Here is a 16148-nt window from a genome sequence, read left to right as displayed (position 1 = left end):
TGGCCGACTCAGTGGCGCCCGGTGCTCAGGACCCGCCCCGCTCGCGGGGGATCTTCTCCCCGGCCTCGATCGCGATGGGCAGCCGGTTCTCGGCCGGAGGCAGCGGGCAGGTGGCGAGATCGGTGTAGGCGCACGGCAGGTTCGCCGCCCGGTTGAAGTCCAGGACGACCGTGCCGTCGGCGGCGGGCGGGTCGAGCGCGAGGGCCCGGTTGGCCGCGTAGGTGGTGACCCCGGAGGTCGCGTCGGTGAACAGCACCAGCAGACTGCCCGGGCTGCGTCCGGGGAACGCGGTAAGTGCCAGGGGACGTCCGTCCAGCTCGAACTCGATCCGGCCCGGCGCGTCGTACACGTGCTCAAGGCCCTCGACCGACGCACCCACGGTCGTCGGCCGCGGCTCGGCGAAGGCCGTGTAGCGGCCGGTCACAACCCAGCGGGGAGCCGGGGCGTAGGCGGGCGTGCCGGTGAAGGCGGTGCGCAGAGGGGTGTCCGGGTGCCGAGGACGCACGATGTCGTGTCCGCCGCGCTTGGCCACCTCGATCACTGCGTCGCCCCAGACCGCGTTGACTCCGCCGCGCTCCGGGAGTACCCCGAAGCGGTGCTCGCCGCGGACGGGAGTTCCGTCCACGACCAGTTCCTCACCGTCGTCGAGGACCACGACGACCCCGTCCGCACCGGTCGACCAGGCGCCCGGAGCGTCCGAGAAGCGCTGCGGCTCGTCACCGAGCCAGTGCAGGCCGGTGATGGCGAGGAACCCGTGCGGGTCGGCGAGTCGTGCCTCCTGACTGGCGTGCCACTCCTGCCAGTCGCGGGTGAAGGCGGACAGGTCCGCGGTGGTTTCCTGAACGGTCATGGGTGCTCCTTCGCTTCCAGCGGCTCGGATGCGGCTTCCTGGAGTAGCGGCCGCCGGAGATGGCCGCGAGCAGCTCAGCTCGCGGGGTGTACCCGTGGTGGGGGGGCGTGTGGGGAGCGGCTTGTGGGGAGCGGCTTGTCGCAGACCACCAGGTCGGGCGCGGTCCGGGGAACGACCGGCAGGGAAGTCAGCGGTGAGTCAGCGGCCGGACGGCACAGATCGCACTGGCCTGTCGACAGAGGTCGACGTGCCAGCGGGACACGAGGCGCAGGTCCGGGGTCACGCCGAGCAGAATGACAGCGGGCGCCCGTGAGGTCAACAGCCGCCCCGCCAGGACGGCTTGTCAGGCCGACGGCAGCATTGCGGCCGTATTGCAGGAAGCTTGCAGCGGCCCGTTGAACAGCGGGTTCAGTGCCACGGTGGCGGCGGCCACCAGGAGGGCCGCCGGTCCAGCATGTGGGACTACGATCAGCTCCGGGAGCTCCGACGGTTGTCGGCCGTCTCCCAGCGCTCGCCCAGCGGCAAGCCCTTGGTGGGGAGGGGCAGCTCGACGCGGACGCGCAGGGTGCGCCAGGGCAGAAGGGGGCGAAGAAGTCGCACGTTTCCGCCATGTGAGACCTGGCCGGAACTTATTGACCGACGGGGCGGGCGTCTGCTCAACTCACGTTCCATGACCCAGCGCGTGGATTTGACTCGGAGGCGCCACATCGACCTGGCGCACGTCTCCAGCGCGTTCTGTTGTCGTTGAACCGGAAGGCGTGTCGCTGAGCCGCGAAGCGGACCTCGGCAGCGGCCGGTGTGCGCCGAAGGCGCATTTCCGGAAGGGGCGGTGCCAAGCCTCCGCCTCGGCGGGGTCTCCCCCGAGAGGCCCGGAATCCACCGCACGACCGCCTGTGGCACAACTCGACGTCGGTGAGGGGACGTGCCGTCAGCTGCGGGCGAGGGCCTGCGGTACGGGTGGCGCGGGCCCGACGTGCTTCCTCGAGCCCCCCGACAGCGCGCTGACCGGGGACCGCACGACCTCCACCACACGGCTTGACCTTCCTCCGGCACTCCTCGCGTAGTCGCCGGGCCTTCGCACCACGACCGGACCGAGTACCGGCTTCGTGGCCGTTCATCGCTTCCCCTCACCCGTTCAAACCGACTCTCAGCACCCGGCGGTGCGCCCCATTCCTTGAGAGGGACCTCTCCATGCCTCCGACCATCCGCAAGCTCACGGGCCGCATCGGTGCGCTCGTCGAGGGCGTCGACTTCGCCGCGCCCTCCGACCCCTCGACGATCACCACGCTCCGTCATGCGCTCAACGAGCACAAGGCGATCGTGTTCGACAACGTGAACCTCGACAACGCCTCCCAGGAGCGTGTGGCCCGGTGGTTCGGCGACCTGACGACCGCCCACCCGAACGTTCCGGCCGCCGACGGCACGGAGAACGTGCTCGCCGTCGACAGCGAGACCTCCAAGGCGAACGAGTGGCACACGGACGTCACCTTCGTACTCAACCCACCGCAGCTCACCACGCTCCGGTCCATCGTGACCACGCCGTACGGCGGCGAGACGCTCATCGCGAACGCGGCTGCGGCCTACCACGACCTGCCCGAACCGCTCCGCGCCCTCGCGGACTCGCTGCGCGTCGTGCACACCAACCAGTACGACTACGCACGCCCTCAGGCCACGACGGCGCAGCGGAAGGAGTACGACCGAGTCTTCGTCTCGACACCGTTCGAGACTGAGCACCCTCTCGTGCGGGTGCATCCGCTGACGGGTGAACGCGGGCTGTTCGTCGGCGGGTTCGCCAAGCGGATCGTCGGTCTGTCGAGCAGTGAGTCGGCGGACGTGTTGCGCATCTTCCAGTCGTACGTGACTCGTCCGGAGAACATCCTGCGCTGGACCTGGGCCCCCGACCAGTTGCTGATCTTCGACAACAGGATCACCCAGCACTACGGGGTGGACAACTACGACGACCATCCGCGCCGCCTCAACCGTGTGACGGTCGCCGGAGACGTGCCGGTCGGCGTCGACGGCCGCCGCAGCGAGCAACTCGTCGGCGACGCCTCGCACTACAGCAGAGTGCTGGAGGTGGCGGCATGACCGAGGTCAGCCTCAAGAGCCCGGCCGTCGGTTCGGTGGCCGCCGAGACGACGAGTGCGCCGGAACGCGAGGTCTTCCTGCCACACGACGTCGGCCACCGGACGCTGCTGCGCACACTCCGCGAGCGACTGCGCTGGCCGCTGGGCATCCACACGACTCCGGTCGTGATCCTCATCGCCTGGGAGATCCTCGCCAGGGCCGGAGTGCTGGAGAAGACCTACGCTCCGGCGCCGACCTCGATCGTCAAGTCCGCCATCGATCTGTGGCAACAGGGCGTTCTCGGGCCCGACTTGGCCATCTCGTTGCAACGGGCCGGTATCGGTCTCGCGATCGGTCTGACGGCGGGCATCATCAGCGGGGTACTGGGTGGGCTGCTGCGCAGCGGCGAGTACCTGTTCAACGGCGTCGTGCAGATCCTGAACACGATCCCGCTGCTGGCGGTGCTGCCGTTGATGATCGTGTGGTTCGGTATCGACGAGCTCACGAAGGTGCTGCTGATCGCGTTCGGAGCGGGCGTCCCGATGTACGTCAACCTCTTCGCCGCGATCCGCGGTGTCGACCAGCGGCTGATCGAGATGGCGCGGACGACGGGCGCGGGCAACTGGCGCCTGGTGACGCGGGTGTTGGTGCCCGGAGCGCTGCCGGGATTCCTGGTGGGTCTGCGGTTCTCCCTCGCCTACAGCGTCCTGGGCCTCGTCGCGGCCGAGACGGTCAATGCCGACAAGGGCCTCGGCTTCCTCATCACCCAAGGGCAGACGTACCTGCAGACCGGCCAGGTCTTCGTGGGGCTGGTGATCTACTCGCTCCTCGGTCTGCTCGCCGACCAGTTCGTCCGGGTTCTCGAGCGGGTGCTGCTGCGGTGGCGTCCCAGTTATGAGGCAGCATGACCACCACCGTTCAGACGCGGCCCCTGCAGCAGGCCGGCGCCGTCGTGGAGAAGGTCGTCCGACGGTTCGGCGACCGGGTCGTACTCGACCACCTGGACCTCACCATCGCCGACGAAGAGCTGGTGGTCCTGCTGGGCCCCTCCGGCTGCGGCAAGAGCACCCTCCTGCGTCTGCTCGCCGGCCTCGACCGCCCCGACGGCGGGTGGGTGGAGGTCCCGGCCAAGCGCGCGATCGTGTTCCAGGCCGACCGTCTGCTGCCGTGGCAGCGGGTGCTGCGCAACGTCACCCTCGGTCTGCACGGACCGGACGCGGAACGGCGGGCCCTCGACGTGCTCGCCGAAGTCGGACTCGCGGGCCGGGAGAAGGCGTGGCCCAAGGAGCTCTCGGGCGGCGAGGCCCAGCGGGTGTCGCTGGCGCGGGCGCTGGTCTCGGAGCCCGAACTCGTGCTGCTCGACGAGCCGTTCGCGGCGCTCGACGCGATCACGCGGCTGCGCATGCACGACCTCGTGCGGGCGCTGCGCAGCAAACACCACGCGGCCATGTTGCTCGTCACCCACGATGTCGACGAGGCGATCGCGCTGGCGGATCGCGTCGTCGTGATGAGCGACGGGCGCATCGGCACCTCCCATCTCATCGAGCTGTCGGCCGCCGACCGCGAGGCGAGTGTCGCCCGTGAGGAGCTCCGCTCCGCGCTCCTGGAAGACCTCGGTCTGGCCAGCCAGCACTGACCTTTCCCCCCAAGCCACACCCCCTGACTTCTCCCACCACAGCACAGGAAGTACGTGAAAACCATGTCCAGAAGACCCTCCCGAATCGTCGCCGCCGTCGGCCTGCTCGCCCTGGGCAGCACCCTCGTCGCCTGCGCGTCGACGTCGGAGGCCGCCGCGCCCCTGAGCAGCCCCAGCGGATCGGACGCCGACAACCACCCCGAGTGGAAGAAGTACACGTTCACCATCGGTGACAACGGCGGTGACGGCAGCGAGGAACTGGCGAAGATCACCGGCGTGTTCGACAACGCGCCCTACAAGGTGAAGTTCGCCCGGTTCACCTACGGCCCGCCGCTCGTACAGGCCGCCGCGTCGGGCGACATCGACCTGGGCAGCGTCGGCGACGTACCCCCGATCACCGGCGCCGCCAAGGAGTACGGCTTCAAGGTCGTCGCCGTCAACCGCTCGCTCACGCCGACCCAGGCGATGGAGAACATCATCGTGCCGAAGGGTTCCGAGCTGAGGACGCTCAAGGACCTCAAGGGCAAGAGGCTCGCCGTCCCGCAGGGCAGCTCGGCCCACGGTCTGGCCCTGAACGCGCTGAAGAGCGCCGGGCTCAGCACCAAGGACGTGAAGCTGGTCTTCCTCGACCCGGCGGCCGGCGCCACGGCGTTCAACACCGGCAAGGTGGACGCCTGGTCCATCTGGAACCCCCAGTCGGCGATCGCGATCAAGAACGGTGCCCGGATCCTGGCCAAGGGCCTCCCGCCCCTCGACCAGACCAGCAGCTACTACGTCGCGAGCGAGAAGTCGCTGAACGACAAGACCAAGCGGGCGGCTCTCACCGACGTCCTGCGGCGACTGGCCCACGAGTTCGCCTGGGCGATCAAGCACGAGGACAAGTACGCGGAGGCGATCTCCAAGGAGGAGGGCATCCCTCTGGCCGACGCGAAGGCCTCCCTCAAGGCCTTCGAGACCCGGGTCACCCCCGTGCGGAAGTCGGACATCGCGGCGGAGCAGAAGCTCGCCGACGCCTTCCTGGAGGCCGGCCAGATCACCAAGAACGTCGACGTCGCCTCGATCACCGACAACCTCCTCCCGGCCGGCTACGACAGCTCGAAGCTGTCGGTCGACTGAGCCGGCTTACCCGCACCGAACGAAAGGAGAGCAGTCATGAGCGATCACAGAAGACGCCGGCTCCACCTCAACGCCTTCCTCATGGAGGCCGGTCATCACGAGGCCGCGTGGCGGCTGCCGCACAGCAACCCTCGGGCGGACTTCGACCTGCGGCACTGGATCGAACTGGCCCAGCTGGCGGAGAGCGCCAAGTTCGACTCGCTGTTCCTCGCGGACGGCCCGGCGATCACCGGCACGGGTGAGTTCCGGCCGCCGGGCCAGCTCGAGCCGCTCACCCTGCTGACCGCGCTGTCGCAGGCGACGAACAGGATCGGCCTCATCGCGACCGTCTCGTCGACGTACAACGAGCCCTACAACCTCGCTCGTCGCCTCGCCTCGGTCGACCACGTCAGCGGCGGCCGCGCCGGCTGGAACATCGTCACCTCGGCCGGCTCCGACGAGGCGGCAAACTTCGGCCTCGTCAACCGTCCGGCCCACGCCGAGCGTTACGCCCGGGCCGACGAGTTCCTGCACATCGCCAAGGCGCTGTGGGACAGCTGGGAGTCCGAGGCCGTAGTGGCGGACAGAACCACGGGGCGCTATGCCGACCCTGCCCGGCTCCACAGGCTCGACCACCGAGGCACGCACTTTTCGGTGGCCGGCCCCCTCAACGTCGAGCGCCCGCCACAGGGCTACCCACTGCTCGTCCAGGCAGGCTCCTCCGAGGACGGCAAGGACTTCGCGGCCCGGCACGCCGAGGCGATCTTCACCGCCCACCAGACCTACGAGAGGGCGGCCGCCTTCTACGCCGACATCAAGGCCAGGACCAGGGCCGCGGGGCGTGACCCGGACGGTGTGATCGTGCTGCCGGGCATCGTCCCGTACATCGGGCCGACCGAGGAGAAGGCCCGGGCACTGGCGAAGCGGTTCGACGAGCTGCGCGTACCGGAGTACGGGCTGCGTCAGCTGGCCGCGGTCTTCGAGACCGAGCCGTCGGTGTTCGAACTCGACGAACCGCTGCCGGACTTCATCCTCGCGCGACCGAAGCTGGAGGGCTCGCAGAGCCGCTCCGACCTGATCATCGAGCTCGCCCTACGAGAGAAGCTGACGGTCCGGCAGATCATCTCGCGGCTCGGAGGCGGCCGCGGCCACTTCGAGTTCATCGGCACGCCCGAGCAGGTGGCGGACACGATCATCACCTGGTTCGAGGGCGGTGCCGCGGACGGGTTCAACATCATGGCGCCGGCCCTGCCGTCGGGTCTGGAGACCTTCGTCGAGCACGTACTGCCGATCCTGCGCGGCAAGGGCCTGTTCCGTGAGGAGTACGAAGGCACGACTCTTCGCGAGCACTACGGGCTCCCGGTGCCGGCCAACCAGTTCCACCGGTCACGGACGCATGTGTCCGGCGGCTGAGGCGCGCAGACGATCCGCTGGGGGTGTCTTACATGCCCGGCCGGGTCCGGGGTGGTATGGCATGCGCCGGGCTCCCCAGGAGGTAGTCGCTGCCCGGCGGCCGAAGGCGTGTCGTCACGGTTGTCCGTATGTGCGCAGGGCCAGACGGGCACGCAGCCGGGTCAGGCGGTCGATCTCGGCGTCGAGGGCCGCGAGTCTGCGGTCGACCACGCCGGAGCCGGGGACGTCGGAGTCACGGTGCCCGCACCGCCGTTGCGGATTCTCGACAAGCAGGCCGATCCGGTCGGCGACACCGCGCAGATCCTCGACGGTGAGCCCGAGCGCCAGCAGATCACGGATGACACGGACTCTGGCCACCTCGCCCGGACCGTATTCACGTTGCCCGGTGGCGGTGCGCCGCGGTGGCGGCAGCAGGCCCCGTTCCTCGTAGAACCGCAGTGCCCGCGGGGTGGTCCCTGCCGCTGCCGCCGCATCTCCGATCCGCATGTCCGACCTCGCGCCTCGGCCTGCGTCGCCGCGACCGAGCGCGACGACGCGTCATCGTGGCGGCAACTCCACGACGATGGTCCCGAAGTGCCGCCCCTCGAACAGTTCCTGCAACGCCCGAGGCGCGTGATCCATGCCCGGGATCCGTACATGCGGGAAGGTGATCTCGCCGGAACGCAGCCAGTCCCCGAAGCGCTTGGTCCATTCCTCCGTCACCTCCGGATGGTCCGGGCCGCTGTAGCCGTGCAGCGAGACTCCTTGGTTGACGAGCCGGAAGGTGTCGATGTCCGCAGGCGCGCGGCCACCGCCCCGGCGCGGCGACAACTGTCCCGACAGCGCGCCCACCAGTGCGAAGCGGGCACCCCGTCGCGCGACGCGCACAGCCGCGGTCAGCTGCTCACCGCCGACGGTGTCCAGCAGCACGTCGATGCCGTCCGGCGCCGCCGCGGCCAGCTGCTCGTCGAAGGGCCGGGCTCCCGGCACCACGACCGCGTCGTAGCCCAGCTCAGCCCGAAGCCGCTCAGCCTTGTGCGGCGACCGAGTGCTCCCGATGACCTTCGTGGCGCCCAGCAGACGTGCGACGGGGCCCGCCAGCGTACCCACGGCTCCCGCCGCGCCCGTGACGAACACCGTGTCGCCGGGGCGGACGTCGGCGAGCCGGGTCAGTGCTCCGTAAGCGGCCGACCCGGACGACAGGTGGGCCACCGGGTCGGGCAGCACATCGCTCAGCGGAGTGCAGTCGGCCGCTGCCACCAGCGCGTGCTCGCGCCACCCGAGCAGATGCGTGACCATGTCTCCAGGGCGCAACGGACCACCGGGCGCGGCCGCGACGACCTCACCGACCGCGGGACCGAACAGCGTGTCACCGGCGTGGATGCGGGGCAGCGGTACGCCGTCCGCCTGGCCGCCGATCAGAGTGCGCAGCCCGGGGAACACGAGGAAGTACCGGTTGCGGACGACGACTTGTCCCGGACTGGGGACGGGAACCGGCTTCTGCTGAATCGTGAAGTGCTCGGGCCCGGGCAGCCCGGCGGGCAGGTCGGCCAACAGGATCTCGCGGGACGTGAAGGGCAGGACAGCGGCCATGTCGGGGCTCCTGAACGGGTTCGAGGATGAGCGCGGTCTGTGACGGCCGGAGCCGATCCGGCTGCCGGCGCGCAGACGCTAACCCCTGACGCGCGCGTCAAGGGCAAGGCAGTTGCGGCCACCCGGGACCAAGGAGCGACTCCGCTGCAGCCGCGGTACGTTCGCCTGAAGCCGCGGGAACTGAACGATGCCCGCGTCCGACTCGTAAAGAGGGAGCAGGTTCGGCCAGGTAGGACGTGGCGATGGTGCGCATGCGGGGGCGAGGGGAGAGATCCTCGGGCTGCATGGCAGCATCGCGTGCCGTGAGTGTGTCCCTGGCGGTACGGAGTCTGCGCGCGGCGGTGTTCGCCGTGCTCTGCGTGCTGCTCGCGGCCGGGGGACATGTGCTGGCCGCGGGCGTGGCGCCGCCGGTGTGGGTGCAGGTCGCGGGGGCTCTTCCGGTTTTCGTGGTCGGCTGTCTGCTGGGCGGGCGGGAGCGGTCGCTGGTCGGAATCGGTGGCGGGACGCTGGCGTCCCAAGGCGAGCTGCACCTTGCCTTCGACGCCGCTCGGCCGCACGCCGTGATGATCATGCATGGGATGCGGATGTCCCACTCCCATGCGCTGACCCCCCATGCCACCGCCGCCCATATCGGGGCGGCCCTGGTGCTGACCTGGTGGCTGCGGCGCGGTGAGGTCGCGCTGTGGTCGCTGCTGCGGTGGGCGGTCGCGTTCGTGCCGGGGCTCGCTGCCTGGTGGCAGGTGGTGAGGGGGTTCCGGGGCGTTCTGGGTGCGCCGGATCCGCTGCGCGGGGCTGTCGACGGAGCGTGGTCGCCGCGGCAGGTGCGGCTGCGGTACGCCGTGCACCGGCGAGGGCCGCCGACGGGGACGTCGTACGCGATCTGACCTCCCTTCCTCCCTCAGTACGGAGATCCACTCAGCTATGTCCTCGACCCGCACCATCACCCTGCGCCGGGCCGGCGCCGTCGCCGCCCTCGCCGCCGCCGGAGTCCTCACCGCGGCCGGTGTCGCTTCCGCGCACGTCACCGTCCACCCCGAGAGTTACGCGAAGGGCGCCACGGACGGCGTCCTGACCTTCCGTGTCCCCAACGAGGCGGACACGGCCACCACCAAGGTCCAGGTCTTCCTGCCGACCGACCACCCCCTCCTCGGCGTGCTCGTCTCGCCGCAGGACGGCTGGACCGCCAAGGTCACGAACACGAAGCTCAAGACGCCGGTCAAGACCGACGACGGCACCATCACCGACGCCGTCTCCGAGATCACCTGGACGGGAGGGAAGATCGGCGCCGGACAGTTCGAGGACTTCGACGTGGCCTTCGGTCAGCTGCCCGACGACACCGACCAGCTGACCTTCAAGGCCCTCCAGACGTACTCCGACGGCAAGACCGTCCGCTGGATCGAGGCGGCGGCCCCCGGCGACGAGGAGCCGGAGAACCCGGCGCCGGTCGTCAAGCTCACCGCGAAGGACGCGGAGGGAACGGCTGAGGACAGCGCCTCCACCCCGGCCGCCTCGGCGGCCACGAAGAGTTCCGGCAAGTCCACGGCGACGGCGTCCAGCAGCGACTCGACCGCCCGTGGGCTCGGTGTCGCCGGGCTGGTCGTGGGCGTGCTGGGGCTGGCGGCGGCGGTGTTCGCCGTCGTCCGTAGCCGTTCCGCGGGATCCCGGGCCGAGTAGGCCGGTGGTGGCCCTGCCGTCGGACAGCCGGCGGCAGGGCCGTCCGGTCCGTCTTCCGCGGGGCGTGTGAGACGACCGCCCCCTGATGTGATGCGCGCCACACCATTGCTTCGGAACCCGGCCGGTAGCCCGTCCGACTTCTGGATCGGTACGGCGCGATCCGAGTGACGTCGTACGACGTGACCTGGAGACGCGGTTGATGGACGAGTCCCAACAATCCTCCTTGAGCGGCGCGGGCGCGGTCCTGCGGAAAGCGGCACCCCCGCCCGCGCTCTGCGGCTTCCTCCTGCTGCTGGTCCTGATCTTCACGGTGTCCTACGCCGTGGGTGTCGGCGCCGGCCCTGTCGCACCCGGTATGCACGGCAGCGGCACGAGCCGCGACGGCGGCGACGGTGGTGGTGGCGGAGGCGCGGACGACATGGGGGACATGGAAGACATGCAGGGGGGACACGGCTGATGGGTACCGAACCGTTGACCGTCCTGGTGACGACCGATCTGACCGTCGGCGGCATGACCTGCGCCGCGTGCGTGACCCGGGTCGAGAAGAGACTCGGCAAGCTGGACGGGGTCACCGCGACCGTCAATCTGGCCACCGGGATGGCTCGTGTGAGTCATCCGGCGGGTATCAGCCCGGACGAACTCGTCGCGACCGTCGAGAACGCCGGATACACGGCCGCGCTGCCCGAGCCGCCCAAGAAGCGGAAGCCCGCGGACGACGGCGACGAGTCCGAGGACACCCGGCAGGAGCGGGACCGGCTGGTCGTCACGGCCGTCCTCGCGCTGCCCGTGCTGATCCTGTCGATGGTGCCCGCCCTCCAGTTCCGCAACTGGCAGTGGCTGTGCTTCGCGCTCGCCGCGCCCGTCGCCGTGTGGGGCGCCTGGCCGTTCCACGTGCGGGCGGTCCGGGGGCTGCGGCACTCGGCGGCGACCATGGACACGCTGGTGTCGCTGGGCGTGGTGGCGTCCTTCGCGTGGTCGTCGTACGCGCTCTTCCTCGGAGGCGCCGGCGATCCCTGGATGCGGATGCCGTTCACCCTCGTGCCTGCCGTCTCGGACGATGTCGCGCACATCTACCTCGAAGCAGCCGTCGGTGTACCGCTGTTCGTGCTCGCCGGGCGGTTCCTGGAGGCGCGGGCGCGGCACGGGACGGGGGAGGCGCTGCGGTCGCTGGCCCGGCTCGCGGCCAAGGAGGTGTCCGTACGGGAGGACGGAGGCTCCGAACGGCTCCTCCCCATCGAGGAGTTGAGGGCGGGGCAGGCTTTCGTCGTGCGGCCGGGGGAGCGGGTTGCCACCGACGGGCAGGTGGTGGAGGGCAGTTCGGCGGTGGATCTGTCCCTGGTCACCGGCGAGAGCGAGCCCGTGGAGGTCGGACCGGGCTCGGCGGTGGTCGGCGGGGCCGTCAATGCCGGCGGGCTGCTGCTCGTACGGGCGACCGCTGTCGGCGCGGACACGCAGCTCGCCCGGATCACCCGGCTGGTGACCGAGGCACAGGCCGGGAAGGCGCGGGCGCAGCGGCTGGCCGACTCGGTGGCCGGTGTCTTCGTGCCGGTCGTGCTCGCGCTGGCCGTCACCGCGCTGGGGTTCTGGCTGGGTGCCGGGGCCGATCCGCAGGCGGCGATCACCGCGTGCGTCGCTGTCCTGGTGGTGGCGTGCCCGTGTGCGCTGGGTCTCGCGACCCCGACCGCACTGATGGCCGCCACGGGCCGGGGTGCCCAGTCGGGTGTCCTGGTCACCGGGCCGCAGGCGCTGGAGGGGCTTCAGCATCTCGACGCCGTGGTGCTCGACAAGACCGGCACGCTCACCTCCGGCCACATGACCGTCGCCCGGGTCACCGCCGTACCGGACGCGCTCGGGAGCGATACGGTGCTGCGGCTGGCCGGAGCTGTGGAACAGGGCTCGGAGCACCCGCTCGGCCGGGCCGTCTCCGCGTACGCGCGGCGGGAGTCCGGCGACCAGCCGCTGCCGGACGTGAGCGAGTTCAGCGCGTTGCCCGGGCGCGGAGTGCTAGGGCGCGTCGAGGGGCGGCTGGTCGAAGTCCTCGCGCCCGACGACGACGTGCCCGCCGCACTCGCGGATGCCCTGACCGGGGCCGAGTCCGCCGCTCGTACGCCCGTAGTGGTCCGTGTGGACGGTACGGTCGAGGCTTTGATCGAGGTCGGGGACGTCGTACGGCCCGGAAGTTACCGTGCGGTCGACCGGCTGCGCCGGCTCGGCGTACGGCCCGTGCTCGCCACCGGTGACCGCGAGGCGCCGGCCCGGGCCGTGGCCCGGGCGCTCGGCATCGAGGAGGTGCACGCCCGCTGCACGCCCGAGGGCAAGGCCGACCTCGTACGGGACTTGCGTGAGCAGGGCTACCGGGTCGCGGTCGTCGGTGACGGGGTGAACGACGCCGCCGCGCTGGCCGGTGCCGATCTCGGGATCGCCATGGGCACCGGTACGGACGTGGCCATCGGCGCGGCCGACGTCACGCTGGTGCGCGGCGACATCGAGGCCCTCGCGGACGCGGTCCGGCTGGCCCGGCGCACCCTGGGCACGATCCGCGCCAACCTGGTGTGGGCCTTCGGCTACAACGTCGTCACCGTCCCGCTGGCGATGGTCGGCCTGCTCAACCCGATGCTCGCCGCGGCGGCCATGTCGGCCAGCTCGGTGCTGGTCGTCGCCAACAGCCTGCGGCTGTGCGCCTGGCAGCCCTCGACCTCGACATCGGCCGCCGCCTTCCGGAGGCCTACCCGATGACCGGACAGCGCCCGTGGCGGCCGACCCGCCGCCGGCTCACCGACACGCTGCTCGCCGCGCTCGCGCCCGTCGCCGCGTGCGGCCTGGCGCTCGGCGGGCTGAGCACCTGGACCGCCTACGGCAACGCCGGCAGCCCGGCCCGGATCAAGGTAGCCGACGGCAAGGTGCTCCTGCCGTCCGGCGACACCCCGGACACGGCGGCCTTCTTCCGGATCAGCAACAGCGGAGGCTCGGCCGACCGGCTGCTGAAGGTGACCGCCGCCGAGGCCGGCGAAGGCACGCCCACCCTGAGCCGGCATGTCATGACCAGCGGCAACTCGGCCACGGGTCAGCCGGTGGCCTCCGTCACCGTCCGGGCCGGCGAAAGCCTCGCCATGTCACCGGACGGCCTCGACGTCTTGGTCCCGGCGAAGAAGGACTGGCGGTCCGGCGACCTGGTCGCGTTCACCCTGCACTTCGAGCGCAGCGGGGCTGTGAAGTCCCTTGCGGTGGTGGTCCGTCCGGGCCAGGGCAGCGTATGACGCCTCGTCGGTAGATGGTGTCCACAACTGCCGCCGCAACAAGGGAAATCGATCCGAAAAAGCCGGGAACTCGAGCTCACCCGCGACCGACTACTAGTCCGACAGTACAGCTCGGCACCCGGCTGACCCCCACACGAGTGCTCTCCATCGACCTCTCCGGAGAACCGCGTGACACCAGAGATAGAGAACGCCTTCGCTGTGATCAGAGCCGAGTTCGGTACGGAATCGATCACTCGGGTCGAGCAGATGCTGGAGCCGGGCGGCGGGGGCGAACGGCATCCGCTGCAGAAGGCAGCCAAGTGGATCATGCCGGGGCTCTCTCCGACTCCCTGGCACGATCCCTACGCCTACGACGAGATCGCCCCCGTCGTGCACGCACTGGAGGCCGATCATCAGGCGATCAGGGAAGAGCTGAACGTCGCCTGGGCGGCGCGCCGGGAGGCGTTCTCGGACTACGAGCACTACCTGACGCGGCAGGAGAACTGGCAGGCCCTTTATCTCTTCCGCGAAGGAGGTCTTGTCGAGGAGTCCGCCGTCACGGTCCCGACCGCCTATCGGCTCTTGAAAGGCGTCGCCGTCGACACGGAGAAGATCTGCCCTCTCCTGGAATGCCATTTCTCCACCCTGTTGCCAGGCGCCGCCATCGGCCCCCACTGCGATCTGTGGAACTTCAGCATCAACCTCCATCTCGCCGTGGACATCCCCGACGGGTGCAGCATCACCGTTGCCGGGGAGACACGTTCCTGGGAGGAGGGCAAGTGTCTGCTCTTCGACTACTCCTTTGAGCACGAGGCGCGCAACGCGGGCACCCGACCACGAACCTGCCTGCTCATCGACCTCTGGCATCCGGAGACGACCATTCCGGAGCGCCGGGCGCTGGTGGCCCTCATCACCGAGATCCGCCGGCTCATGGGGGAGGGGTGACCCGACGGTAAGAACTCGGGAAAACAGTGGCCCGGATAAATCCTTGAAATAGTCTCAAACTTTATCCGGTATCGCTGATGTGTCATTCCCGGCAGTCTTCGACTGCCGGGTCGGAGTGCTGCCCAGATATTCCATGACGGTTTATACCGGTCGAGAAGCCCGGCATTCCCAACCCGGATTCCGGCTGCTACGGTGACGGAAAATGATCGGCCTTCCGGAATTCTCTTCCATGGAATTTCGGATACCTGTGATTCTGAGGGGGTGATGGTTGATGTCCCTGTTGGTTCTGGCGTTGGGGCAGCTCGTCATCTCGCTCGACTACAACATCGTGTACGTCGCTCTGCCGGACATCGGCGCGGGGCTGAGCTTCTCCGACCACGATCTGCAGTGGGTGGTCAGCGCCTATGTCGTGGCCACCGGAGGCTTCCTGCTGCTGGGCGGCCGGGCCGCCGACCTGCTGGGCCGGCGCCGGATGTTCGTCCTGGCGGCGCTGCTGTACGCGGGGTCGTCCCTCGTGGGCGGTCTGTCGGAGACGCCGGGGGTACTGGTCGCCGTGCGGGCGGTACAGGGTCTCGGCGGGTCGTTGCTGTTCCCGGCGACGCTGTCCCTGATCAACACCCTGTACGACGAAGGGCCCGCTCGGAACCGGGCCTTGGCGGTGTGGGGTGCGGCGGGGGCCGGTGGGCTCTGCTTCGGGTCCCTGCTCGGCGGGGTTCTGGTGGAGGCGTTCGGCTGGCCGTCGGTGTTCTTCGTCAACGTGCCGATCGCGGGGTCCCTCGCGGTGGCGGGGTGGCTTCTCTTCCCGCCGGACGGGCCGTGGGACCGTACGCGGCGCTTCGACGTGGCGGGCGCGCTCACCGCCACAGGCGGGATCACCCTCCTGGTGTTCTTGCTGGTGCGGGCTCCGGCTGAGGGCTGGACCACGCCCGCGGCCCTCACCAGCGCGGCACTCTCCGTCGGCCTGCTGGTGCTCTTCGCCGTCGTCGAGCGGCGATCCCGTGAACCGCTGGTACCGGCACGGCTGTTCGCGCACCGAGGGTTGCTGCTGGCGATGGGGGTGACCGCCCTGTTCAGTGCCACGTTCAGCTCGGTGCCGTACTTCCTCACCCTGTACTTCCAGACCGTCCACGGCTACAGCGCGGTCGCGACGGGGCTCGCGTTCCTCGTGCCCGCCGTGGTGGTCGCGGTGGGCACGCAGGCCGGGGAGCGTGCCGTGTCCGCCTTCGGGATGCGCCGCATGTTGGTGGGTGGGATGGGGTTGGGCGCCGCAGGGGCCGCGGCCCTCGGCATGGCGCTCACCTCGGACGGCTCGTATCCGAGACTCCTGCCGGGGATCGTGCTGCTGGGACTGGGCCAGGGGGCCGCGTGGACGGGGATGTGGATCGCCGCGTCCGCCGGGGTGGCCCCCGGTGACCAGGGCGTGGCGTCCGGGCTGGCGTCGACCACGCTGCAGGTGGGCGGCGCTGTGGGCCTCGCGGTCCTGGTCGCGTTCGCGGGCGGTGTCGGGCAGGGTGCCTCCGGACCCGCCCTGCTCGACGGCATCCGTGCCGCTGTCTTCGCGATAGCGGGCGGTATCGGCTGCGGCGCGCTCGCACTCCTCGTACTCCGCGTACGTCGCAGGATCACGAGTCCGTAGGCCCCTCTTCCTTCCACCTCTCAC

The 16148-nt window shown here is 70.2% G+C and carries 17 protein-coding genes; 12 read left to right on the top strand and 5 right to left on the bottom strand.

The features are described 5' to 3' along the window. Positions 1-25 precede the first annotated feature (25 nt). From ACZ7L0_RS17895 to ACZ7L0_RS17885, 3 genes are all read right to left on the bottom strand, one after another. Entirely contained in the window at positions 26-850 is an 825-nt protein-coding gene (locus ACZ7L0_RS17895; RefSeq protein ID WP_471243408.1) for a DUF1684 domain-containing protein, read from the bottom strand. A 187-nt stretch (positions 851-1037) separates the two neighbouring features. Further along, positions 1038-1133: a putative leader peptide gene (locus ACZ7L0_RS17890; protein ID WP_471243407.1), complete on the bottom strand. Its 96-nt coding sequence runs from the start codon at positions 1131-1133 to the stop codon at positions 1038-1040. 185 nt (positions 1134-1318) lie between these two features. Next, on the bottom strand, positions 1319-1450 hold the full coding sequence (locus tag ACZ7L0_RS17885; protein WP_471243406.1) for a hypothetical protein: 132 nt from the start codon (positions 1448-1450) through the stop codon (positions 1319-1321). A gap of 591 nt (positions 1451-2041) precedes the next feature. Here ACZ7L0_RS17885 and ACZ7L0_RS17880 point away from each other — a divergent pair. From ACZ7L0_RS17880 to ACZ7L0_RS17860, 5 genes are all read left to right on the top strand, one after another. After that, complete coding sequence (locus tag ACZ7L0_RS17880; RefSeq protein WP_471243405.1) at positions 2042-2938, top strand: TauD/TfdA dioxygenase family protein; 897 nt, start codon at positions 2042-2044, stop codon at positions 2936-2938. Continuing rightward, positions 2935-3825, top strand: a complete 891-nt coding sequence (locus ACZ7L0_RS17875) for an ABC transporter permease (RefSeq protein ID WP_471243404.1) — start codon at positions 2935-2937, stop codon at positions 3823-3825. Before ACZ7L0_RS17880 ends, ACZ7L0_RS17875 begins: the two co-directional genes overlap by 4 nt. Then, on the top strand, positions 3822-4553 hold the full coding sequence (locus ACZ7L0_RS17870; RefSeq protein WP_471243403.1) for an ABC transporter ATP-binding protein: 732 nt from the start codon (positions 3822-3824) through the stop codon (positions 4551-4553). Before ACZ7L0_RS17875 ends, ACZ7L0_RS17870 begins: the two co-directional genes overlap by 4 nt. Before the next feature lie 63 nt (positions 4554-4616). Next, positions 4617-5669 carry an aliphatic sulfonate ABC transporter substrate-binding protein gene (locus tag ACZ7L0_RS17865; protein ID WP_471243402.1) on the top strand — a complete coding sequence of 351 codons (1053 nt, stop codon included), beginning with the start codon at positions 4617-4619 and terminating at the stop codon, positions 5667-5669. A 36-nt stretch (positions 5670-5705) separates the two neighbouring features. Continuing rightward, the gene (locus ACZ7L0_RS17860; protein WP_471243401.1) at positions 5706-7061 is read left to right on the top strand and encodes an LLM class flavin-dependent oxidoreductase; all 1356 of its coding nucleotides are present in this window, start codon (positions 5706-5708) and stop codon (positions 7059-7061) included. Positions 7062-7175: 114 nt separating this feature from the next. Here the strand turns inward: ACZ7L0_RS17860 and ACZ7L0_RS17855 are convergent, their stop codons facing one another. Together ACZ7L0_RS17855 and ACZ7L0_RS17850 are read right to left on the bottom strand one after the other, a co-directional pair. After that, complete coding sequence (locus ACZ7L0_RS17855) at positions 7176-7547, bottom strand: MerR family transcriptional regulator (RefSeq protein WP_471243400.1); 372 nt, start codon at positions 7545-7547, stop codon at positions 7176-7178. 51 nt (positions 7548-7598) lie between these two features. Beyond that, positions 7599-8633 (bottom strand): MDR family NADP-dependent oxidoreductase, encoded by a 1035-nt coding sequence (locus ACZ7L0_RS17850; RefSeq protein WP_471243399.1) that lies wholly within the window; start codon positions 8631-8633, stop codon positions 7599-7601. Positions 8634-8935: 302 nt separating this feature from the next. On the opposite strand from ACZ7L0_RS17850, the gene ACZ7L0_RS17845 reads away from it, so the two are divergent. The 7 genes from ACZ7L0_RS17845 to ACZ7L0_RS17815 all read left to right on the top strand — a co-directional run bounded on the left by ACZ7L0_RS17845 (position 8936) and on the right by ACZ7L0_RS17815 (position 16124). Then, positions 8936-9517: a hypothetical protein gene (locus ACZ7L0_RS17845; RefSeq protein ID WP_471243398.1), complete on the top strand. Its 582-nt coding sequence runs from the start codon at positions 8936-8938 to the stop codon at positions 9515-9517. Between the two features lie 37 nt (positions 9518-9554). Further along, positions 9555-10307 (top strand): YcnI family copper-binding membrane protein, encoded by a 753-nt coding sequence (locus ACZ7L0_RS17840; protein WP_471243397.1) that lies wholly within the window; start codon positions 9555-9557, stop codon positions 10305-10307. Between the two features lie 199 nt (positions 10308-10506). Beyond that, complete coding sequence (locus ACZ7L0_RS17835; protein WP_471243396.1) at positions 10507-10764, top strand: hypothetical protein; 258 nt, start codon at positions 10507-10509, stop codon at positions 10762-10764. Further along, the gene (locus ACZ7L0_RS17830; RefSeq protein WP_471243395.1) at positions 10764-13043 is read left to right on the top strand and encodes a heavy metal translocating P-type ATPase; all 2280 of its coding nucleotides are present in this window, start codon (positions 10764-10766) and stop codon (positions 13041-13043) included. Before ACZ7L0_RS17835 ends, ACZ7L0_RS17830 begins: the two co-directional genes overlap by 1 nt. Next, a complete protein-coding gene (locus tag ACZ7L0_RS17825) occupies positions 13040-13564 on the top strand; it encodes a copper chaperone PCu(A)C (protein WP_471243607.1) in 525 nt (174 codons plus the stop codon). The genes ACZ7L0_RS17830 and ACZ7L0_RS17825 overlap by 4 nt, the downstream gene beginning before the upstream one ends. A 168-nt stretch (positions 13565-13732) precedes the next feature. Then, entirely contained in the window at positions 13733-14488 is a 756-nt protein-coding gene (locus tag ACZ7L0_RS17820) for an aspartyl/asparaginyl beta-hydroxylase domain-containing protein (RefSeq protein WP_471243394.1), read from the top strand. A gap of 271 nt (positions 14489-14759) precedes the next feature. After that, positions 14760-16124, top strand: a complete 1365-nt coding sequence (locus tag ACZ7L0_RS17815; RefSeq protein ID WP_471243393.1) for an MFS transporter — start codon at positions 14760-14762, stop codon at positions 16122-16124. Positions 16125-16148 lie beyond the last annotated feature (24 nt).

This window comes from Streptomyces sp. NPDC039424, assembly GCF_055639495.1.
The sequence above is the reverse complement of the archived record's forward strand: the minus strand, read 5'-3'. Positions and strand labels throughout refer to the sequence as shown.

Coding starts and splice junctions, on each gene's coding strand:
- ACZ7L0_RS17835 (WP_471243396.1), top strand. CDS start 10,507: ATGGACGAGTCCCAACAATCCTCCTTGAGCGGCGCGGGCGCGGTCCTG.
- ACZ7L0_RS17860 (WP_471243401.1), top strand. CDS start 5,706: ATGAGCGATCACAGAAGACGCCGGCTCCACCTCAACGCCTTCCTCATG.
- ACZ7L0_RS17825 (WP_471243607.1), top strand. CDS start 13,040: ATGACCGGACAGCGCCCGTGGCGGCCGACCCGCCGCCGGCTCACCGAC.
- ACZ7L0_RS17840 (WP_471243397.1), top strand. CDS start 9,555: ATGTCCTCGACCCGCACCATCACCCTGCGCCGGGCCGGCGCCGTCGCC.
- ACZ7L0_RS17875 (WP_471243404.1), top strand. CDS start 2,935: ATGACCGAGGTCAGCCTCAAGAGCCCGGCCGTCGGTTCGGTGGCCGCC.
- ACZ7L0_RS17870 (WP_471243403.1), top strand. CDS start 3,822: ATGACCACCACCGTTCAGACGCGGCCCCTGCAGCAGGCCGGCGCCGTC.
- ACZ7L0_RS17880 (WP_471243405.1), top strand. CDS start 2,042: ATGCCTCCGACCATCCGCAAGCTCACGGGCCGCATCGGTGCGCTCGTC.
- ACZ7L0_RS17850 (WP_471243399.1), bottom strand. CDS start 8,633: ATGGCCGCTGTCCTGCCCTTCACGTCCCGCGAGATCCTGTTGGCCGAC.
- ACZ7L0_RS17865 (WP_471243402.1), top strand. CDS start 4,617: ATGTCCAGAAGACCCTCCCGAATCGTCGCCGCCGTCGGCCTGCTCGCC.
- ACZ7L0_RS17815 (WP_471243393.1), top strand. CDS start 14,760: ATGTCCCTGTTGGTTCTGGCGTTGGGGCAGCTCGTCATCTCGCTCGAC.
- ACZ7L0_RS17895 (WP_471243408.1), bottom strand. CDS start 850: ATGACCGTTCAGGAAACCACCGCGGACCTGTCCGCCTTCACCCGCGAC.
- ACZ7L0_RS17830 (WP_471243395.1), top strand. CDS start 10,764: ATGGGTACCGAACCGTTGACCGTCCTGGTGACGACCGATCTGACCGTC.
- ACZ7L0_RS17855 (WP_471243400.1), bottom strand. CDS start 7,547: ATGCGGATCGGAGATGCGGCGGCAGCGGCAGGGACCACCCCGCGGGCA.